Origin of the sequence: Affinundibacterium macrobrachii, assembly GCF_014652415.1 — a bacterium.
Classification (GTDB): domain Bacteria; phylum Pseudomonadota; class Gammaproteobacteria; order Burkholderiales; family Burkholderiaceae_D; genus Undibacterium; species Undibacterium macrobrachii.
The window spans coordinates 679,876-702,369 of record NZ_BMYT01000001.1; the positions used below are offsets into that span (position 1 = coordinate 679,876).

Annotated in this window: 17 protein-coding genes; 2 read left to right on the forward strand and 15 right to left on the reverse strand. The window is 44.6% G+C overall.

The features are described from left to right. Positions 1-71 precede the first annotated feature (71 nt). Positions 72-761 carry a hypothetical protein gene (locus IE103_RS03140; protein WP_189344526.1) on the reverse strand — a complete coding sequence of 230 codons (690 nt, stop codon included), beginning with the start codon at positions 759-761 and terminating at the stop codon, positions 72-74. Positions 762-1,304: 543 nt separating this feature from the next. Between IE103_RS03140 and IE103_RS03145 the strand changes: the two genes are divergently transcribed. Further along, positions 1,305-1,679, forward strand: coding sequence for an energy transducer TonB (locus IE103_RS03145; RefSeq protein WP_189344527.1), 375 nt, complete (start codon positions 1,305-1,307; stop codon positions 1,677-1,679). Positions 1,680-1,939: 260 nt separating this feature from the next. Here IE103_RS03145 and IE103_RS03150 read toward each other — a convergent pair whose 3' ends face one another. From IE103_RS03150 to IE103_RS03165, 4 genes are all read right to left on the reverse strand, one after another. Then, entirely contained in the window at positions 1,940-4,825 is a 2,886-nt protein-coding gene (locus tag IE103_RS03150) for a bifunctional diguanylate cyclase/phosphodiesterase (RefSeq protein ID WP_229827034.1), read from the reverse strand. A 268-nt stretch (positions 4,826-5,093) separates the two neighbouring features. Continuing rightward, entirely contained in the window at positions 5,094-6,506 is a 1,413-nt protein-coding gene (locus IE103_RS03155; RefSeq protein WP_189344528.1) for an amidohydrolase family protein, read from the reverse strand. Further along, positions 6,506-9,664 (reverse strand): amidohydrolase family protein, encoded by a 3,159-nt coding sequence (locus tag IE103_RS03160; RefSeq protein ID WP_189344529.1) that lies wholly within the window; start codon positions 9,662-9,664, stop codon positions 6,506-6,508. The genes IE103_RS03155 and IE103_RS03160 overlap by 1 nt, the downstream gene beginning before the upstream one ends. A gap of 311 nt (positions 9,665-9,975) precedes the next feature. After that, positions 9,976-10,752: an AraC family transcriptional regulator gene (locus IE103_RS03165; protein ID WP_189344530.1), complete on the reverse strand. Its 777-nt coding sequence runs from the start codon at positions 10,750-10,752 to the stop codon at positions 9,976-9,978. A 522-nt stretch (positions 10,753-11,274) separates the two neighbouring features. Here IE103_RS03165 and IE103_RS03170 point away from each other — a divergent pair. After that, entirely contained in the window at positions 11,275-11,937 is a 663-nt protein-coding gene (locus IE103_RS03170; RefSeq protein WP_189344531.1) for a GntR family transcriptional regulator, read from the forward strand. Positions 11,938-12,080: 143 nt separating this feature from the next. Here IE103_RS03170 and IE103_RS03175 read toward each other — a convergent pair whose 3' ends face one another. The 10 genes from IE103_RS03175 to IE103_RS03220 all read right to left on the reverse strand — a co-directional run bounded on the left by IE103_RS03175 (position 12,081) and on the right by IE103_RS03220 (position 22,423). Continuing rightward, complete coding sequence (locus IE103_RS03175; RefSeq protein WP_189344532.1) at positions 12,081-13,706, reverse strand: M28 family peptidase; 1,626 nt, start codon at positions 13,704-13,706, stop codon at positions 12,081-12,083. Between the two features lie 95 nt (positions 13,707-13,801). After that, complete coding sequence (locus tag IE103_RS03180) at positions 13,802-14,347, reverse strand: BRO-N domain-containing protein (protein WP_189344533.1); 546 nt, start codon at positions 14,345-14,347, stop codon at positions 13,802-13,804. Between the two features lie 88 nt (positions 14,348-14,435). Further along, positions 14,436-15,374: a ribosome biogenesis GTPase YlqF gene (gene ylqF, locus IE103_RS03185; RefSeq protein ID WP_189344534.1), complete on the reverse strand. Its 939-nt coding sequence runs from the start codon at positions 15,372-15,374 to the stop codon at positions 14,436-14,438. Positions 15,375-15,581: 207 nt separating this feature from the next. After that, positions 15,582-16,862, reverse strand: coding sequence for a tetratricopeptide repeat protein (locus IE103_RS03190; RefSeq protein ID WP_189344535.1), 1,281 nt, complete (start codon positions 16,860-16,862; stop codon positions 15,582-15,584). Beyond that, positions 16,859-17,782, reverse strand: coding sequence for an ExeA family protein (locus IE103_RS03195; RefSeq protein WP_229827035.1), 924 nt, complete (start codon positions 17,780-17,782; stop codon positions 16,859-16,861). Before IE103_RS03195 ends, IE103_RS03190 begins: the two co-directional genes overlap by 4 nt. A 67-nt stretch (positions 17,783-17,849) precedes the next feature. Beyond that, positions 17,850-19,586: a pilus (MSHA type) biogenesis protein MshL gene (gene mshL, locus IE103_RS03200; RefSeq protein ID WP_189344536.1), complete on the reverse strand. Its 1,737-nt coding sequence runs from the start codon at positions 19,584-19,586 to the stop codon at positions 17,850-17,852. Positions 19,587-19,681: 95 nt separating this feature from the next. Then, complete coding sequence (locus IE103_RS03205; protein ID WP_189344537.1) at positions 19,682-20,056, reverse strand: MSHA biogenesis protein MshK; 375 nt, start codon at positions 20,054-20,056, stop codon at positions 19,682-19,684. After that, positions 20,041-20,742, reverse strand: a complete 702-nt coding sequence (locus IE103_RS03210; protein WP_189344538.1) for a hypothetical protein — start codon at positions 20,740-20,742, stop codon at positions 20,041-20,043. Before IE103_RS03210 ends, IE103_RS03205 begins: the two co-directional genes overlap by 16 nt. Before the next feature lie 44 nt (positions 20,743-20,786). Next, positions 20,787-21,476 carry a PilN domain-containing protein gene (locus tag IE103_RS03215; RefSeq protein ID WP_189344539.1) on the reverse strand — a complete coding sequence of 230 codons (690 nt, stop codon included), beginning with the start codon at positions 21,474-21,476 and terminating at the stop codon, positions 20,787-20,789. After that, positions 21,473-22,423, reverse strand: a complete 951-nt coding sequence (locus tag IE103_RS03220) for a type IV pilus biogenesis protein PilM (protein WP_189344540.1) — start codon at positions 22,421-22,423, stop codon at positions 21,473-21,475. The genes IE103_RS03215 and IE103_RS03220 overlap by 4 nt, the downstream gene beginning before the upstream one ends. Positions 22,424-22,494 lie beyond the last annotated feature (71 nt).

Here is a 22,494-nt window from a genome sequence, read left to right on the forward strand (position 1 = left end):
ATTAAACGCAAAGTAAACGCTAGATAAAACAAATATCCCGATGCAAAGCCAATTTGCATCGGGATATTTTTTTATTCAACAAAAATACCTAAACTCTGCGGCGTAACATCCGGAATTGCTTCACATTCGCTAATCAATACACGTGGTCGCCCATCACACACGAAGACATGATGTCGACCTTGTGGCGTGCGTTGTGCAACACGAAAGATATAAATCTCGCCGTCACCGTTGCCGCGTACATCATCAAAAATACGGTTCAACAAAGCCATAGGGAATTTGCCTCCGCTATTCCTTGTGATTTTTTTTATGATCGCTTCGGTCTTGCCATAATTTACTTCACCATTTCCTTGATGTCTTACTGCATGCAACATTAAATAAGTTGGTTTGCCATCGTCGCTGGGCAATAAAGTTCGCCCAGATCCCAGCAAAAACGCAGCAGCACAAGCAGAGGCGCAATATCCTTGTGCCTCAGTGCGTAGTTCATATCGATGAATCAATGCCTCAAGTTGATCGAGAATCATAGTGGCGGCTGCACCAGCGCCCGGCGAATCTTCAAACTGCAAGGTATTAATAAGTGTTGGCTGTTTTTGTAGCGTCGCTTTCACTTGCTCAAGCATCGCCAAATTCAATTCACCAGTAAGTCGCAGGCGCGTTTCATCGTTGACGACTTTGTATGATTTCATCGCCACCAGTAACGCCGCTAAGGCGATCGTCAATATTTCTGCGACGAGTTGTCGCCAAGAGTTTCTATTCTTTTGCAATTCACATTCTCTTTTGTTGTTTTAATTTTTGCTTCAATTTTTTTGCTAATTTTTCGTTTTGATTTTTCAGTTCGATCTCAAAATCGCCTACAAATTATCTTCGATATCATTGTCGCGCTTAACAAGCACCCTTGCTTTCTAGACTTAAATTCAAACAAAGGCGCAATATGTTCCGAAAAAAATACAGTTCAAATAAATTTTTTTGATTAAGCACGAAAAAAATAATTTGCACCAAAAAATCACAAATCAAAAAACACTAGGCAAATATCCACCAAATTTGCACACATTTTGGGAATGCCATCATGAGGCAATTCGTTTTTGCACCAGATAAATGCAGTCTATAACTGAGGCTGCACTTTATACGATTTGCGAATAATCCACATGCGAAATCGTCATTTCATCAATTCAAAATCCACACGTATATTTGCTCCATCGACTTCACAAGGATCTCTACAGAATCTACGAATGTATTACACAGTACCTCGTAGCCTAACCAAAAGTTAATGTGAATTCGTCCTATTTCTTAACCTAAATGGAGCTACTATGAAAAACTCAACTATCTTCACTCGCGCGCTCTTTGCTTTATGCCTGAGCTTCACAAGTATCGCTGCAAGCGCAAACGAAACGAATAACCCATGGACCAATAGTGCCTGCAACGCACCTGAATACGACAGCAGTATGTTGCGTGGAGAAGAGAAAGGTATCGTGAAGTTACGCTTTACCACCGATAACAGTGGTAACGTCGTCGATGCAAAAATTGAAGAATCTAGCGGCTTCGCAAAATTGGATCGTGCGTCGATGGCGGCCTTAAAAAACTGCCGCTTTCATAGCAGCAACCCAACTCAAGCTAACAATACAAACAACCCGACTGAAAGCATGACATCACGTCTCATTAGTTTTACTTGGGCGATCAAATAGATCAACCTAACCTTCATCACCCCCTTCACGGATAAACAGTCGCAAAAAAATAGCCACAGAAAGTCGCATTGCGGCTACCTGTGGCTCTTTGTTTTACGCTTTACTCAATCAAAATGCACCACTTACACAAATTGCTCTCACCGTTTAAATTTGCGCATAATTTTGGTGTTAACGAATATCGTATGTACATTTAGCTGTTAGCTGCTAACTGTTCCAACGTCCGATCAATTCGCGTTTCAATCCACTTTAAAAATTAGTTATTAAAACGGCGATTGCCATTGACGAACCCAAGTTGGAAATGTGTCTGCAGGCATCGGCTTTGCAATACCATATCCTTGCGCCAAATCACAGCCTATCTCCAATAATTTCTGACCGTGCGCAATACTCTCGACACCTTCGGCAATCACACTACGCTGGAATGCAGAAGCTAAGCCGATCACACCGTGAATAATGGCCAAGTCGCCTTCGTCATCCAACATATCTCGCACAAAGCTTTGATCAATTTTTAATACTTCAGCAGGCAGTCTTTTCAAATAGCGTAAAGAAGAATAACCCGTTCCGAAATCGTCTAAGGCGAATCGTATTCCCAAGCCTTGGCACAGATAAATGACCTTAGAAACTTTATCGATATCGTCTAGCGCACTACTCTCTAAAATTTCTAGTTCCAACATCGAATATACCGAACGCGGATATACCGATAGCAGCTTCTCTAAGCTTTGCGTAAAATCGACTTGCTGCAATTGCATAGCGCTGACATTGACGCTCACAGCAACACTGATTCCTTGCTTCTGCCAAACGTGAATTTGTGCCAACGCGGTTGCAATGACCCACTCACCTAATTCGACACTAAATAAATGATTTTCCACTACTGGCAAAAAACTCGCGGGTGCAAGTAATCCCTTTAGCGGGTGCTGCCAGCGAATTAGGGCTTCTGCGCCAAATACTTGCCCTGTACGCATATTCACTTTGGGCTGGTAGTAAAGAACAAATTCTTGGTGCATTAAAGCGCGCTGCATCTGCGTCAAATCGTCGCGCTGTACTTTGATCGCCGCATCTTGGGCGACGTCAAATAAATGAAAACAGTTCTTGCCGGTCTGCTTAGACAAGTACATGGCTTGATCAGCATGCCGCAGCAATTGTTCTGCATCAACTCCATCTTGTGGATAAATCGTGACGCCGATACTCGCGCTCACTTGCAATTCAATATGATGCAAATTTAATGGCTCTGCGGCGGCAATCAGTAGCCGACTTAAAATCGGTTCGCAATCCTTACCATCTTCGAGATCGGTCAAGATCGCCACAAATTCATCACCGCCAAGGCGCGCTAAGGTATCGCCTTCACGTAAGGCGGCGCGCAAACGAGCTGCAATCGCAATCAGTAACTCATCGCCCATGCCGTGACCGTGCACATCGTTGACGGTTTTAAATCCATCTAAATCGAGAAAAGCAACCGCCAAAGAGTTTCCTCGGCGTTGCGCTTGTAGCATGGCTTGCTGCATACGATCTGCCAGTAGCACGCGATTCGGCAAATGGGTCAACGCATCGTAGTGAGCGATATGCTCAAGCATCCCGTTTGAACGCTCTAACTCGATATACGCATTTTTTAGCGCGAGCTGAGACATTTTTTGCTCGGTAATATCCTGAAAGATTCCAGTTAAACGCACTGCTTTTCCATCGTTCATGGTGACATGGCAAGTCGTTCTAACCGTAATTTTTCGCCCCTTTAAAGTGAACTTTTCAAGCTCTAAATCATAGGCTTCGCCAAACTCGGTTGCGCGTGCTAAGGCATTAACTAACCGGCTTCTGGATTCAGGTAAAAAATAGCTCAATCCGGTTTCTAAGGTCGGCGTAAATTCTTCAGGATGCGTGTCATGAATGCGATATGTCTCTTCTGACCAAGTCAGTTTTCTTGAAATCAAATCGATTTCCCAGCCACCGATTTGGGCGATTGATTGACACTCTGCGAGAAACTGTCGCGATACTTCTAAATCTTGCTCAATCTGCTTACGCTCACTAATGTCTTGTGCTGTGCCGGTTAACGCGATTAGATTTCCATTGGCATCAAACAAAGGTTCGCTTTTTGCCTCTATCCATAGGGTTTCACCTTCACGTGGTGAATAACGAAAATCCAATTGATGCGCTTCAAATTGATCTCGATATTGATGATACATTTGAATGAATGATGCTTGATCATCCAAATGCACGCGCGCAATCAATTGCTCGAATGTTGGCGGAGCATGGTCAGCATCAAAGCCAAAAATACGATACATCTCAGCAGACCAAATCGCTGTATTGGTTTTTAAGTCTCGCTGCCAACTACCAATTTTTGCGCGAGCCTGCGCTGCAATTAAATTACGCTCGCTATCGCGTAATGCTGCTGCATGCTGTTTGCTCAGTGAGATATCGGTGTTTGTACCGAACCACTGCGATACCGTTCCCTGTTGATTACGTAATGGTAATGCCGAAGCCAAATGCCAACGATATTCGCCATCATGGCGCAACAATCTGAATTCGACCTCATAGGGACTACATGTCGACACCGCCAAATGCCAACGCCTTCTCGCTTCAGGCAAATCATCGGGATGTATCAAATGCTCCCAGCCTTGACCAAAAATACTTTCGGCTGAAACTTTGAAATAATCTACGGTTCGCTGATTGACATAAGTGATCTCGCCATTCGCATCTGCCGTCCAGACCTGTTGAGGAATGGTTTCAATCAAAGTACGAAAGCCTTGCTCGCTCTCTAACAGCGCTTGTTCTATCGCCTTTTTCTTTGTGATGTTTCGACTGATACCAAACACAGCGACGATTTCGCCCGTCTCTGACCGAACTGGACTGGCGCGCATCTCCATCCAGTTTGAACATCCTTTCAAGCCAGTAATTCGAAAAGACAGTGTTCTTGATTCGCCTTTACAAACACAATCAAGCATCTCGATGAAATCAGCGCGAAACTCCTCATCGACTAACTGCTCTACTTTAATGCTTTGCACCTGCTCAAAAAATTCAGCTTCGATGATCGCCAAGCCAGCTGTGTTAATCTGCAATAATCGGCCATCTAAAGAGATTAACTTCAGACATTCGGCGAATGCATGATGCAGGCTATTGTCATTGATAATCTTAGTTAAATTAGAGAGCAAATTTGGCATATTTATGTAATACCGAAAATAAATCGGGCTTGTTCATTTTGACTATTCAAAAATACGGATTTAATATAATTTTCAATAGTTTCTCACAGACAAGCTTTAGACGCCACGAAAGTAAATCAAAGTTCAAGCATTTCGTCTCAAAAAACAAAAAGCCCCCAGCATTTATCGAAATCATCAAAATGCTGGAGGCTTTGAACGCAAAGATCGTTAATCCAAGCAAACGATCTAGCGAAACTGATTCATATTAATTAATCTTATTGAAAAGACCTTAAGGCTGTGTCTTTTGCAAATACTTCTGCTGATATTTCTCGGTTAAACGAGATTGCTTGGTACTTGTATCCACCGCACGACCTTGAATGTAGACTTGTTCAACTTGGGTTGTCGTTTCCAAGGGATCTCCGTTGGTAACAAAGAAGTTAGCCAACTTCCCTGCCTCTAAGGAACCCAATTGGTCAGCAACACCAAGTATCTGCGCAGGATACAAAGTAATCGCCTTCAAGGCTTCTTTCACATCCAAACCAAAGGTGGCGGCAACGGCTGCCTCGTATGGCAAATTACGCTCATTTGGCGCATCGTCATCGGTACCTGCTCTAGCGATACAAAATTGCACGCCAGCTTGGGCTAACTTCGCAGCAACGGTGTAGTAAGCGTCATAATCCGCACCACGACGCATAGGCAATTTATGGATACCAGTCACAATGACCGGCACTTGCTGTTGCTTGAGGAGATCCGCTAATACAGGCGCATCGGCACCACCAACAATCACCGCTTTCAATTGATAGCGCTTGGCAAAATTAAGTGCAAAACGAATTTGATTCACATCTTGCGCATGGAAAAACACCAGACGTTTTCCTGCGATCGCTGGCAGCATCGCCTCCCAACGCACATCAATCTTGGTTCCATCATTTTGCGCACGTGCTTCGCGATACGCGATCGCAGAATCAAAAGCATCTTCCAACATCTTTAAACGCTGCGCACTCGCTTTACGAATTTCCTCTAGTCGAGAATCAAATGGTGCAGGAAATAACTCAGGATTAAAGCGCAAATTTGGCAAACTAATGTGCAATCCAACTTCAGACTGCACCGACATTTCTTCCCAAGTCCAGCCATCCAATTGAATCAATGCCGATGTGCCATTGATTAAGCCAGCTGGTGAGTTAGGTACCGATAAAGTTGCCAACACACCGTTTGCTCTTGCCGTGGTGATCAATTCTGAATCAGGATTGACCGCAACTAAGGCACGTGCGTTCGGATTGATTGCACCAGCCTCCGCATAATCCAAAGTAGCGCGAACCGACTGTACTTCGGCTAGCCCCATCACCGTATTTGCGGCAATCATGCCGGGGTAAATATGCTTGCCACTCACATCGACTACTTTTGCATTGGCTGGAATAGTCAGCTGCGAACCTAGTGCGACGATTTTTCCCTTATCAACCAACATATTGCCATTGACAATCGATTCACCGCTGACTGTATGTAAGGTTGCACCTTTAAATAACAAAGGTGTTTTCTGCGCTGCCGCAGGAACATTGTCGGATGCTTGAGCAATACTCGAACTAAGAGCTAAAAATACGCTAGCACCAAAAGCAATGGTGAAACGGCGAGAGAGTGAAGTTTTCTTCATCATGTTTTTTGATTGTAGAGTTGAACCGGCAGAGAAACGATTTTGTAATTGATTCATTATTCTGCTCCTGTACATTCGTGCTCTTCAGCCCCCACCCAATATCCTGTGCGATGTTTACTGAGCATGTGCATCCAATGTTGCAACTCCAAATAAGCGCGATTCGCTTCTAACATTTCAGCTGCAGATTTTGGAGCACTGACTTTCTCTGAAATCGCATCTTTGGCGCGGTTGGCAGTTGCGGCTTGAGGTGTACGCGCAGCAATCACACTAGTTGCAATACGTTGGCGTTCTTCTTGCGCCTGTTGACGAAAACGTGCATCACTTGCCAAATCGAAATAACGACGACCTTCAATCCATGTTTGTTCTGCACGACTAAAGGTAGACAATGGGCTGGTATTCCAGATCACAAAGTCTGCATCTTTACCAACTTCTAAAGAACCGGTTCTGTCATCGATTTTCAATTGTTTTGCTGGATTTAAGGTGACAAATTTCAATGCCTCGGTTTCAGACAAGCCACCATATTTCACCGCTTTTGCTGCCTCTGTATTGAGGTGGCGAGCTAATTCATCACTATCCGAATTGAAACTCGTGACCACACCTGCTTTATGCATCAAAGCACCGTTGAAAGGAACTGAGTCGCTCACTTCCATTTTGTAGCCCCACCAGTCAGAGAAGGTAGAACCACCAGCACCGAGAGCCGCGATTTCATCAGCCACTTTGTAACCTTCCATCACGTGTTGGAAAGTGCCGACCAATAAGTTGAACTCTTTTGCCACGCGGGCAAACATCAAAATCTCATCTTGCCGATAAGAGTGAATATGGATCATGCGCTTACGGTCGAGCAGTTCTACCAAGGTATCCATTTGCAAATCACGTCGTGGTTCAACCATCGTGGTGGGTGATTTACGCCACGCTTCGCGCTCGGCTTTGTATTCACGTGCCGCCAAAAATCCGCTACGCAAGATTTGCTCAACACCCATACGCGTTTGTGGGTAACGTCCGGTCGCCTCATTACCCCAATTCGATTGCTTGACGTTTTCACCCAACGCAAATTTAATTCCAGGGAATGCACCATCCAATTTCAAGCCTTCTGCATCTGAGCCCCAACGCATCTTGATCACTTGATTTTGCCCGCCGATGGTATTGGCAGAACCATGCAATACATTGGCGGTCGTTACACCACCAGCTAACTGACGATAAATATTAATACTACTCGCATCAATTACATCACCCACACGAACTTCGGCAGTAATCGAACTACTACCCTCATTCACGCCTTGCATCATTGCAGTATGAGAATGCGCATCGATAATACCTGGGCTAAGGTGTTTGCCACTGGCATCAATGATTTCAGTATTCGCTGCTGCCTTTAAGTCTTTACCAATTGCGCTGATTTTTCCATTGACGACCAACATATCACTTTGCTCTAACTTGCCAGCTTTTCCGCTGGTCCAAATCGTTGCATTTTTAATTAACACCGCGGCTGGACGATCTGGTTCATTGATTGCATAAGGTCCAGCCGGATACAGTTGATTCCACGCGGCGGCGGCTTTCTCTACTTTTGCTGGCGTGGCATCGGCGGTAACGGCTTTCACGCGTGTCGCACTCCAACTGAGCGCTTTGCCCTGCCCTTGTTGTATCGTGCCAGTTAATTGATCTCCACGTCCTTCAGCGATAATCGCAGTATCGCCATAACGTGCCAATAATTGATTATCACGTAGGCTCAGATCAACATTCACGCCATCGATATTTAGCATAGGCTTTGCAGCGTTGCCTGTGATATTCCAGACTTGTGATTTGCCATTGCTACTGACATTCCAACTGCCGCGTAATTCGAATCGATTGTAGTGTTCGGTCACGAAAGCTTTGCCATCAACAAAAGTGATCTCAATATTCGCTTTATCATCACTAAACATGTCACCACTGCTGACCACCAAATTCGCTAAATGGCCTGGGGTCAAACTACCGAGTCGCTTTTGTTCACCGAGTAATTTAGCAGGCGTCGTGGTTAAGCCCGCTAGCGCTTGCTCGACACTTAAGCCACGACGAATCGCTTGACGTAAGCGATTCCAAAAATCCTTTTTAGGATCTTTTAAGCCAGCAGAGGTAATCGCAAATTCAACACCTGCTTTATCCAACATAGCGAGATTTGCTGGTGCTTGTTCCCAATGCTGCATCGCTTCCAATGAGGTATCAAGCAACATATCTGGATTGTCGACTTCCGGTGCATTCGGGAACAACAAAGGAACGATGACAGGCATGCCGCCTGATTTCAGATGCTGAGTCCGACGATATTCATAACCGTTACCCTGCAAAATAACGCGCAATTTAAACTCGTCGCGAATCTTGGCAACACGTTGATAAGCCTGTTCATTGTCGGTTGCATAGATAATCGGTTGCCGGCCTGCGAGTACAGGTTTTAAGGCATCTAGCGACTCATTCAATTGTGGACGCTCTTGCTTTAACTTACTCTCGGTCGCACGTTGATACCATTGCGCATCGTAAAAAGTTTGTCTAACCTGCGCGATCACGCCCATCAATGAACCTGGATAACCCGCACCACGCCCAAATTCCAACTCATTCGCCATGTGCTGTGCAACACGCGAATTGAGCACGACTGATTTTGCATTATCGTTTCCATTTAAGTTTAGCAAGGCACTTTGTCCGCGGAAAATACCAGCGCCTGGCGCCGCCAACACAGTGGTAAAACCAAGTTCACGCACTGCTTTTATTTCATCAGCGCGTAGCTCTAACTGACTAGCAACATCTTGTTCCGGACGAACACGGAAATTCTCACTGGCTAAAGCGCGACTATTTAAAACTCTTTGTGCTGGCGGCCGCGCTGCAGCTGCTGGTCCAGAGAGGACTGGCGCGGGTAATAATCCAGCTGGCACGCCGACCGTACTCGCCATATCGATAAAGCCGGGATAAACCGTCCTACCTTCTAATTTCCAGACCTTTGCACCATTCGGTACTGGCAAATTGGGTCCAGCTGCAACAATCACGCCATCACGCAAAACTAAAGTGCCATTCTCAATCACTTTACCCGGAGCGACCACCAATCGCGCCCCCGTCAAGGCGTGCCAACGCGGATTACTTTCACGCAGCCCTTCCACTCTCGAGGTAGCGATTTGGGCACTGGCACCGATTGATGCCAAACTCAGTGCACTCAAAATAAAAACAGAAACAGGCTTTAGTCGCCAACGAACTTGCATATAGTCTCCTCAAGTGGAAGCAAAATCACGACACCCATTCACTGAATCCGGTGTTGGGTGAATCATGTAGTCAATCATGAATAAAATAAATTGCCAGATCAAGGCGAAGAAACCGAGCGATGATCCGTTTTGATTTTTTCTACGTAAACAATAATTTAGCGAGATCACCAAATATTGCTAAGCGTCTTTGGACATAAAAACAGGGAATAAATTCCCTGTTTCGTATGCCATCATGTAGAAAATTAAATTGATTGTATGCGTGCTCAATGGCGAGCGGAAAGATCAAATGCGAGAACTAACAAAATACAACATCATTCGCACTTTGTGGTTGACAACAACACTTCTCGGTATTCAGAAGGCGTCATACCAACCGTCGATTTAAACATTCTAGAAAATGCACTGTGATCTTGATAACCACAAGTTGCGGCGATATCAGTAATGCTGCGCTGACGATCAACCAGCATTGCAGTTGCGGCATCTAGCTTCACCTTGATCATGAATTGACGCGGCGTTAATGAAAAAATCTTATGAAAGTAACGCTCAATTTGTGCCACCGATAAATTGGTAATTTGTTCCAACTCCACCATCGGTACGTTTTCACCGAAATGCGTATGTATGTGCCGAACCGCTGCAGCAATTCGGTGATAAACCGGATGTCGTTGATCTGGCATACCCAAATCGCGTGAAGTACCGCATAAACCGATAATTTGATGATCTTTGTCGCGCAGCGCGATTTTATTACTCAGGCACCAACCGGGATCACGATCTGGATACAAATGAAGTTCTAGCTGATCTTTAACATCATAGCCTTTTTGCAAAACAAGCTCATCTTGTTCACTGTAGCTTTCTGCTAAAGATGCAGGAAAAACCTCCGCTGCGGTACACCCGATTAGTTGCTCTTTATCTTTAAAGCCGCAACGCGACACCAAGGTTTGGTTGACCACCACATAACGACCTTGTGTGTCTTTAACAAAAAAAACCAAATCTGGCATTGCATCAAACAAGGGCTCAACAAAGAACACATCCGCAATATGATTGGCTAAAAGTTGTTTTCCAGAGTTTTCAATCAAACTCAATTTAGTTCGCATAGTATTTTGTAACATAAATAAGAACCAAGTTTAATATAAGTACCGCATATGACCCGTATATTCATAAAATATGCGCAAATACCAAGCGCACAAATCATTATTTAAATTTCAACTTATATTATCCTAAATTGGTTAAATTGAGTAACTTGAATACAACAAACATCGCCAAATTAAGACAAATACACACATACCAATCATCCTGATGTAAGCACTTATCTGCAATGCTTTCGTGAATCTACTTCTCCGCATATTGTCAGTACGAATAAAGTCTAGTGGTAATTTTTTTCACTCTTCACGTCAGAGTCTTCAGTTAAAAATCTGTCTATCTCGCCCAACTTACATGAACTTACTGCTTTAATGGCAAGTTTTACTTTAATACACCGCTATCGAGAGCTTGTGTTACACCGAAAAACTCCTTTGTCGCTTTTTTTGTATGAAAAAAGGGGATAAATTCAAAAGAAAATTGAGGAAAATGGGGCGAATAACTTATAATCCAATGATAAATTTCACAACAATCATTGTATGCAATCAACTAAAGCCTCAACTCCTGCCAAAATGCGTGCCGCTGATATCGCTTATGATGCGATAGAAAATATGATCGTGACCCTGCAACTCAAGCCAGGTGCGCCGATTGTAGAATCCGAATTAATTGAAATTACAGGACTTGGTAGAACACCCTTACGCGAAGCGTTGATGCGTATGTCATCTAATGGTTTGATCGTGCAATTGCCAAGACGAGGCTTGATCGTAAAAGACATCGAAGCGGCCGAACACGTGACCTTGATCGAGACACGTAGAGTCATCGAAAAACTCATCGCCAGCAGTGCCGCTAGACGCGCTAATCCGCAATTGCGCGAAAGTATTTTGTCCTGTGGAGAACAAATGGTGTTAGCCGCCAGCCATGGAAAGTTAGATGAATTTATGGCTGCCGATATGGCGCTAGATCAAGTCATTCATGAAGCCTGCCGTAATCCCTCAGCAGTTTCCGCAGTGATCCCACTGATCATCAAATGTCGCCGTTTTTGGTACGCATATCAGCACGAAGGCGATATGCATGAAGCTGCACGTTGTCATATGTTACTGGCGCAAGGTATCGCTGATGGAAATGAAGCCGCCGCGGCACAAGGTGCTGATAACTTAATGGACTACTTAGAGTCGTACACACGCAAAGTGATCAATGGATAAGCTAGCTTCGAGAGCTTAGATAGTTCATTACCGACCAAAGCAAATACCCAAATAAAAAGCTGCACAAGTTCTCCAACTTGTGCAGCTTTTTTGTCTAGCGGTAACATTAGAATCCACGCAAGCACTAACGACAAGGAGAAGCGCTAAGGGCGCAATTTTGCAAATGGATCTCCGACACGCCATTTTGGTTTAGTCTTAGCGTTCGCTAGTTCATAACCAAGTTCTAGTGTGAATTGCGCTTGTTGTTGCATACCGTCTAAATCCCAACTAGCGTCATAACGATCACGTGGCGTGTGATAATCATTTTTAAAGTGCTTCATTTTCTTTGCCGATTGTTCTGGCTCGTGTTGATAGTGAAAATGGCCATCACCAGAAAAAACTGCGGAACCAACATTAAATGCAGGGATACCAACCCGCGCAAAACTAAAATGATCAGCACGATAAAAAGCACCACCCAAATCGAGTACAGGAGGCGCAATTGCCAATTGCATTTTCTTCGCTACCTTCAATGCGCTATCATAAAGTGTGCTGCGTTCACTGCCTGCAATTCCAATATCCTTGGTCTTGCCAACAAAGTTCATACTATCTAAATTTAAATCTGCGATGGTATCCTTCAAAGGCCATGCTGGTTCACGTACATAAGCCAGACTACCAAGTAGATACTGCTCTTCCGCTGCTGGCCACAAAAAAAGCTGTGTGCGTTTAGCTGGTCGTTTCACAGCTTCTTGCGCCATCGCCAGCAAAGCCGCGGTTCCGCTTGCATTATCAATTGCACCGTTCCAAATCTGTGCTGGTTTGCCGACCTCTTCAACGATCCCTAAGTGATCCCAGTGCGACGAGTAAATTACCGCCTCATGTTTTAATTTTGGATCGGTGCCAGGTACCATTCCCATCACATTAAATTGCTCAACTTGCCGCACTTTGCTCTGCATATTGATCTGAATTTGTGCCGGCAATAGCACAGGATTAAAATCACTACGTTCAGCAGCTGCTCTCAAACTTGCCAAATCAAAACCAGCAAGTTGGAAGAAGCTTTTCGCACTTTCTTCACGCCACCAACCCTCAACCGCATTTCCTGCACCCGCCAAATTAAATCGCTCATGACTAAAACTAGTCTGCGGTACATTCCATTCATACGCGGCAGATTCCGTTGTATGTAGAATCAGTACACCGGCCGCACCTTGTCGTTTGGCTTCTTCAAACTTATACGTCCAACGACCGTAATAAGCCATGGCTTTTCCAGCGAAACGTTGAGGATGTTCAGCTGTTGGCTGCGGATCATTCGCCAACATAATCAGAAACTTACCACGCAAGTCTTGTCCTTTATAATCATCCCACTGCTCTTCTGGTGCGCGCACACCATAGCCGACAAATACCACTGGTGCGTTGACTATTCCTTGCGTGCTTCCATTGGTTGCACTCACCAATACTTCAGCCCCAAGTTCAGGCGAAATCGTCTTTCCTGCAACGGACAATTGAATAAGGCTGGATGGCAAAGTTTGTGAGCCGATCAACTTGACTGCTTGTCGATACGGTGACGCTTGCTGAGGATACAGCGGCTGTAGTCCAATTAATTTTGCCTGCGATTCAAGATAAGCGACAGTTAAATCACCGCCACGCTGTCCAGTGCCTCGCCCCTCTAATAAATCATCGGCTAAAAAAGCCAAATGCGCACGCAATACGGGTTCTTTAACGATGGGCGCTTGCAGCACTTGTGCTTGCGCAGAAAATGCCACTGAAGCAAACGCCAACTTAATCAACAGACGCATAAATTATCCTTATCATTTTTTTCGATGTGTTTACTTAATACACTTATTTGATGTACCAATTTCATACGCACAACCAAACTACCAATCAGGTACATTTATTTGATGCTCTTAGTCGCCGACTCCGGTAGTCGTTTGACATTCACAAATGCGCTCGATAAAAGCCAGCGCTTAAAACGAATCATCTTATAGTTGGTATGCCCGCCTTCTGTGCGCGTTTTAAGCAGTTCTAATAAGCCACCCTCGGTCACTCCATGCATATTTTGCTCAGGAATTTTCCCGTATTGAAGGCCTAATGCTACAACTTCATGCGGCTGTAATTTGGGTTCAAGAATACGCTCAACATCTGCTATCGGAATCCAAATAGTTTTAAGAACCAAATAGAACCGAATTTGTCGACCATCAAAACTAAAATACTTTCCATGCCAAGGCAACAGCGCAGAGCTATAGGCTGACCGCTTGATAAATGAGAATACACTAATGATTTCTCGCGGAAATAAACGTCCCCAAATCATACTAACCAACAGCAAGCCAATCGGGCCGTAGCCTGCTTTCAGTTTCTCAAAACCTTGCCAAGCGAGGTAAGAAATACCCGCACTAAAAATGAGTTTAGCGATGAAACGGGCTAGTCTATTTTCTTCCATAGAGAACGGTCAAAGATATGCACAACTAAGCAATTAATTTCGGAAGTGTCTGGTGTAATGCAATGATGGAGAAAATTATCCGACGGGATTATTCGTCTTCATCTTCCAGCGCATCTTCCATCATGCCGGTGTCCACGCTCTTGCCTTGACCTAGCAAAACAGGTGGCACGTAAGTCGCCAATAAGTGTTCACGACTTGCGGGTGTCTCTAAACTAACGCGACCGAGCGCACCGCTGCGATAATCGAGCAACAAAGTATGTGCTGCTTTTTCAAAATCCCAATCGCCGCCTTTCAAGCGATAAGCGCGTTTTTTAGCAACGGCCTCAATCACACTAACCGCGTCGATTCCCTCAGTTGAGAAACCATAGCGCGTCGCTAGAAATTGCGGATAGCGTTGCAACAAAAGTTCGGCTAAAAATGTAGCAACTTCTTCTTCGATCAAGGCATTCACACCAATCGCATGACTCGCAGCAAGCATTAAACCATCAGTTGGATGCTGAATCTTCGGCCACAACATACCAGGCGTATCGGTCAAAATCATATTTTTACCAAGATACAAACGTTGCTGTACTTTTGTCACTGCAGGTTCGTCGCCGACATTGGCAACGCGTTTTTTCAATAGCGCATTCATTAGGGTCGATTTTCCGACGTTCGGAATGCCCATAATCATCATACGCAAAGGCTTGGTCGGCACGCCGCGATGCGGAGCCATCTCCAATGCAAAACCCGGCACCTTGGCAACATCGGCAGGCTTTTTACAACTCATTGCCACCGCTTTAACGCCTTTTTGCGCGTTATAAAACGCTAACCATGCTTTGGTTGCATGAGGATCGGCAAGATCACTTTTATTGAGAATTTTCAAACAAGGACGCTGACGAAAGTTACGAAGTTGCTCCACCATAGGATTGCAGCTAGCTTGTGGAATACGGGCATCCAGTACTTCAATCACCAGATCGGTATTTTCCATCGTCTCGGCCGCTTTTTTGCGAGCCGCGTTCATATGACCGGGGAACCATTGTATAGACATACTTTTTCTTCTTTTGCGAAAATAACTTAAAGCGCTATTTTACGGACTTGCAGACATGCAGACGGCAATAGTTTGCGATTTTTATTCAATTTCACTGACTTTTTGGATGAATTACCAGAAATTCGGCTCAATTTATGTGGATTGCAGCAGAATTCAAATTTACATGAAGTTAAAATGCCAAGTGTTTTTAACCATCTGCTGAGGCAACTATTTTTGCAAGACCTCTATCTTTTGCTCGATAAACGCTTGTAACTCCGCGCTAATTCCACCTTGCATCTTTGCTTGCTTAAAGGCCTCAATCGCTTCCTGATTCATACCATCTGCTTGCAAAGAGATACCGAGTCCCATCCACCACACGCCATTCTGACTATGCTTCTTTAAAGCTTGGCGATATAGCTGAACTGCCTCTTTATGATGCCCAGTCTTTTGTTGAAGTGCTGCGAGAAAAGCGAGGTAATCTGGTCGATCTTGTGCCAGTCCCTGATTCTTCTGTAACACCTCAATCGCATCATTGAGTTTCGCGCGCTCGACTAATAATCGCGCCAAAATCATTGAAAAATTTAATTGACTTGGTTCGACCAGCAAGCCTTGCTTCAATTCGCGTATTGCTTCGTCGTGGCGCTTTGCCTCTAACAACAGTGATATTTTGAGTTGCCGTGCAGCGCTATGCAAAGGATCTGATTTTAGCGCTGCATCCAATGCCTGTAACGCTTCGGTTTGACGACCTTGCTGTTGATAGACGGTCGCTTGTCTATATTCTCCCTCTGCGCGCTGTTGCGCCGACACCTCTTTAATCATCACTGTCTGGGAATTTGGACTACTATTTGCTGACGCTTGAGTTCCCGCTTGCGTGAGTGATTTGTTTGCTAAATTGGGTGTAGTAATTTTTGAAATTTTCTGCGACTCTGCACTCGATATCTCGTCAGTTTTCAACACTGGCGCTTTCGATAATAAGGAATCGCTTGCGCGTTGCTGAGCATCTCGTGATCCATTATTCGGCATGTCACTGGCTTCAGCACGCTGATCTCGCTTTCCCATTTCTAATGCTGCATTTTCTGATGTGGCATTTGATAAGATGAAAGCGGATGAACTCGTTGCCGGTGGAACATTTACTTGCGTACTCAACTTTAAACTCAAACCAAATGTACCTGGGTCAGCAGGTATTTCTGACGCAGCCTCTGCCGACTTTGCGATCGCATCAGCAGGCGCGATGGATGAAGCCGATGGGCCGGACGCTTGCGATACAGCCACCACAGGTGTTGACACTGATGTTTTTTGACTTACCACATTGAATTTCGTAAATAGCGAATCACGAAACCAAACCAAGACGAACACCACAACGAAAGCAAAGAAAACAAAAAACCATGTCTTATTCGATGCAGAATTAGGCGCGTGATTACCTAATTGAGTATAACGAGCGGCAGGCTGTTGATCTTCTGTTTCACCACGTTTCTCCAGATCCTGCAGCATTTGATTGATCAAACTCATACGCCAAACTTCCAATTAAAGCCAAAGAGCAAAGAAGCTCCAACCACGAATGCAAGGCCGAACAAGGCCAGCGTTGATGATATGCGCTTCCAGCCTGGTGCGGCCTCGGTATCTCGAATCGCAGCAATGACTTGTCGCGCTCCGACTCCAGCGCGTCCCTCACCGTAGCTAAGCATCATCGCTTTATTCGCCAAAATATTCAGCATCCTTGGTACGCCAGCACTTGCTAACCAAAGTACGAAGATCGCAGATCGTGAAAACAAACGAATTTGACTAAAGCCCGCCACACGAAGTCGATGCTGTATGTAGAAACTAGTTTCTTCCCAATTCAGCGAACGTAGTCGGTAGTGAAAACTAATACGCTGAGCAAGTTGACGGATGTCATTTCTAGCCAAACGCTTATCTAATTCAGGCTGACCGAATAAAACAATTTGCAACAGCTTACGTTTCTCGGTCTCTAGATTACTCAACAATCTAATTGCTTCAAGCGTCTCTATCGGTAAGGCTTGTGCTTCATCGATGCAGACTAACACACGCTTTCCTTGCTTGGCCAAATTCAGCAAATGTAAATTGATCGCTTTTAATACTTCGTGTTGCTCGCTATCTTTTTCTTGCGGAATTCCGAGATCGTCTGCTAACACGAGTAACAAGGTACGCGGTTCTAAAAAAGGATTGGGAATATAGGCGCTAACAAAATCATCGCCCAGCATTTTCAAAAACTGGCGGCACAATAAAGTCTTACCAGTACCAACTTCGCCAGTTATCTTGATGAACCCTTCACCATTTTGCGCTGCCACCAGTAAGGTATTCAGTGCCTCCAAATGGCTACCAAATGAAAAGAAAAAACTGGTATCTGGTGTAATCCCAAACGGGGTCTCATGCAATCCGAAATGCGACTTATAGGTACTCATTCTTACCATGAAAATCGTTCCACAAGAACCGGCGCACAAGCGAACTCTTTACGTCGCCACAAATCAACTAAGGGATTCACTTTACCTTCTTTTCCAAGCGTGAACGCGGTGTCATCTCTTCGATGCGCTTCTGACTTTCCAATAAGTCTTGCTCCCAAGCGCCGTCGTTTTCGACGATGGTTGGTCGAATCAAAATAACTAATTCTCGCTTTTGCGAGATCTGATTTGTATTTCTAAACAAGCCACCGAGCAATGGCACTTCGCCAGCGCCAGGAATTTGTGAACGGTCATCTGAATTCGATTGGCGCATCAAACCACCGATCGCGACAATACGCCCATTTTGACCTCTGACGATACTATCCGTTTCAGATACGACACTCGACGCCAACGGCAAAACTACCGATCCAGCCGTACCTGCATTGACCGTCTTTTCTATTGTCGTTACTTTGCTCACAGATGGATGCACATGCAAAATGATATTGCCTTCGTCATCAATTTGTGGCGTAACATCTAGCGCAACTCCAGAGAAAAATGGTTGTACTTCAACGCTGACGGTTGGTGCCGTATTCCCCCCCGTGCTGACCACGCCTGGCGTAGTCTTTAGACTCGTTACAAAGAACTCATCTTTACCCACTTTCAAAACCGCTTTTTGATTATTCAAGGTGGCGATACGTGGGCTAGACAATACATGCACACTACCTTGCGACTCTAAAAACGACAACAGCGCAGAGAAATTAGATGTTTGAAATGCGAGGCCAAATAAAGAACCCGCAGCACGCGATGCTGCCCCTAAATTGAGACCAGTAATTGTGTCAATTCCAGTGCCATCGGTAGTCAATCTTGTCGTACTCAAGGTCGTACCTGGCGTTAAGAAACCAATCGATGCGGCACTATTTGGCGAAGATTTGAGCGACGCGAACGAAGCCCAATTGATCCCCGTTTGATACTGATCGTTTAACTCAACTTCTAAGATTTTCGCTTCAAGAATGACCTGTCTGTCGACGGACAATTGTGTCGCCTTCAAATACGCAGCGATATTGCGAATCTCGTCCGACATCGCTCTCACCACCACCACACCAGATTGCGGGTTAATCACCACTTGTCTGCCGTCTTGTCCGCTGCCGGCAAGAATATCTAGAGACGCCTTTAATTCTGACCAAAAATCATTATTCGAAGTCGTGTTAATTTTGCTGGAGTTCACCGATTGACTGGCACCATTGCTTGGCGCATTAGTTGGCGTGTTTCCTTGCCCATTAGAAGAGTTAGCACTTGGATTTCCAGTCAATATCGCATCCGCAACAGAGCCAGATGTAACGCGGATATCAGAACTACCTTTGCGCACGGAAGCTAGATAATTAATTTGGAAAACACGAGTCTGCAAAGTCAAAGGTTTGACGTAAATACGACTTCCCTCCACCTTGTACTCGTAACCGTATAACTCACGAATCGCATCTAAGGCTTCAAACAAAGTTACATCTTTTAAATTCGCGGAAATATTCCCTGTCACATCAGGATGCACCAACATATTGTAAGGAGTACCAGCGACAATTCCCATGAAAAACTGTGCCGCAGGTGCGTTGCTAAAGCTGAGATTAAAACGCTCTTCCAACGGTTTGCGTACAGGCGGTAAATCGACATTTAATGGCGGCAACAAAGAAGCTGCAACCGCTTCTGGTTCAGCTGCTTTCGCCTTGGAAGCTGTCGCCTTACTCATTTCGCTCTTGATCAAGTCGTAAGTTTCCTGACGTGACGGCGGCATCGCACACCCGGCGACCATACTAAACAGCAAAACTGATAGCCCAATTTTTTTCATTTTTAAACCCTTGGTCCAACTAATCTCATATTGTCGCTAACTTGATTCAATCGATATCTACACGTATGTTTCACCCACGTTTTCTAAGACATCGTTTATTTCAACTTAGTGCTTTCCAGACTTGGTTTTTTTCGAAGATCTGGATGCAAACTTAGCGTCTGCAATTGCTTTCCTCGTCTCAACACCACTTCTGACTCCGTCATCTTAATTAAAGTTTGGTCACCAAACTTACCATTCAGTTTAATCGCTTGCCCATCGATGATTGCAATCTTACGATTGGCCGATAGCAAGATCGATTGCAATACCGGTCCACTTTCTTGCTCGCCAATGCCTGCTGGGTTCAAAATACTCGCAGGCGGTTTGGTCGGATCTGGCAAATTTTGTGATACCGACGAGCTAGTGGCTGCAAAAGAATGTCCAACGCATAGCAAGGCACTAACTAGTAATAATGGATTTACAAATTGAGCCATTTTCTCTCCAAACTCAATGTAAATATCTGTAGGCTCAAACGCGCTTTTGGGTATTCAATCACTTGCAAATTCGCTCGACTCCAATACACCTGTTCTGGCATTGATTCTAAATCTTTGGTGTATGCCAGCATGTCGAGATAATTTCCTTCCAAAACCAACTCCACCTCATGTTTATAAATGCTGAGCTCGTCAGGGTTAATCGTAGTTAACTTATTCGCCGCTATTTGATTCACATCCGTCGTCGTTTTCACCGAAGCCTGCGTGCTGACTTGTGCAACAGTCGCGCCGTCATTGGGTTTCTCGATTTCGAATAAATTCGCCACAGGTAGACTCTTCAAAGAGATTAATTGCAAACGCTTATTTCGCTTTAAGATATTTTGCAACAGCGCATCCATCTTATCTGGTGCGACCAATTTCTTATGTAAGTTTGACAAATCAGCGTCCATTAACGTCAGCCTTGTCTTTGCCTCTGCCAATCTCGCTTTTACATCTGCATCAGGATCTTGCTGCATCGAACTCGACAATTGTGTGAGTTCTCCCTGCAACACATTTATTTGCATTTGATGTGTTTGTTGCTGTGTTTTAAAAGTCTTTTGCAACTTCAACTGTGGCTCAATCAAAAACGTAAAGCCAAGCAAGAGCACGCCAACACTACATAGCGCAAATAATATTGCGCGTTCACGCATGGACAACGCATCTATTTTTGCCAAGAGACTGGGCCATATTTTCTTCATGGTGTCTTAGCCCCCGCTGTTTTTTCTTTGTCTGCTTTTTCTGCCATGCCAGTCGAATGCAATTGAAATTCAAGATAAGGTGCGGGCTCTGGCAATTTTTTTGGATCAGCGGCACTGACGGCAGCAGGCACTGGCAACATCGGTCTTTCCATTTGCAAGGTCGAAAATGTCTTACCTTGCATAATTGGCTCACGCTTTAACTGTGTCACATATAGCGGTACTAATTCAGCTTGCAAAGTGCGTCCATTCAAAATCAAATCGTAACCAGCACCTTCCAAAGTAAAACCTGTAATCCACAAATTCTGCGGAATCTGACGCGCAAATGCACTTAAATAAGACGAGTATCCATCGGTATTTCCGAACTGACTATTTTGTAAAATTTGCGCAATTTGATGGCGACGTAATAGCGATGATTCAATTGCCGCTAGCTCTTGCGCCAGCGCCGGATTTTTTAAGCGTGCGGCATGCGCTTCACGTAAGGCATTGACTTGGTTGGTCAAAGTCGTGAGCTTGTTCGCGGCCTGCTCAGAATTCATTTTCGCCGTATTTACTTGCGCACGCGTATAAACAAATCCCAAGACGACAATCAGTAAACTGAGTGCTAATAAAACAAGCAAGTTCAAAGCAGAAAAGTAATCTTTTCGCTTTAATAAACTTGGGTTAAAAAGATTGATTTGCTGACTCATGTAGCACTCGCTTCTTGACGTAAAGCTGCACCAATGATCGACAAAAATGCCCCTTGTCGTTCAGCCGATTTCAGTTCAGGAATTTTCTCTAAATTGACGATCTGAGCGAGATCCATAATCTCAACAGGCAAATACATGTTGCTAGCCAAATACTGCTGTAACAATGTTGCGACCTCACCTAATGGAGACACCACCAACTTTGCTGTCGTAATGTAATTATGCTGACGATCAAAGTGATCCAGCGATCTCTGCAATTCTAAAGAAATTCGCTCAAAACTCGCATCACGTTCTCGTATATCTTGCGTGCCTAAATCAGTTGAGGTGATATCCAATCGCCGCGATAAATACAATTCACCACCATAGGTGACGGTTAATAATCCACCATGTACATCAAACGACAGCATTGCCAAACCACGCCCTTCGACCTCGAGGCGAACGGAAAGGTTTCGTTGCGCCATCTCGGGCACGTCGATCACACTCAAGGGTAACTTCGCATCGGCAAACAAGTTTTGCTGAAGTGACAACTGCTGATTCGCGATTACGATGGCAATTAATGATTGATTGCGTCCACCATTTTGTATATCACCGGGAACCGTTAAAACATCAAAACTGGCCGATTCAATTGGATAATCAATCAATTCTTTCAGACGCCAAACGAGTGAATTTTTTAATTCATCCGCTGGCACATTGAGTGCGTCCATCGCAAACCATTGGTAATCATTTGCATTTAACTGCAATAAACATTGCTTTTGCTTGGCTGGTGTCTCGCGCGCCAAGCGTTCTAGCAATACTGGCCACGCTTGTTCGGCTTTCGGATAAAACGATAGAAATTCTAAGACCGGCAAACCACCTGAGGAAAATCGAACCGAGGCAGAATAAAGCCCATCCTTACCAAGACGAATTGCCATGATTTCGGCGTTTTTCTTATTTTTTGAGAATAATCCCATGCGTAAACCCAATTCAGCAATATTGCTTGACGTTAAGATAATATGAGCTTGTTGTCAATCATTGCGCTTTG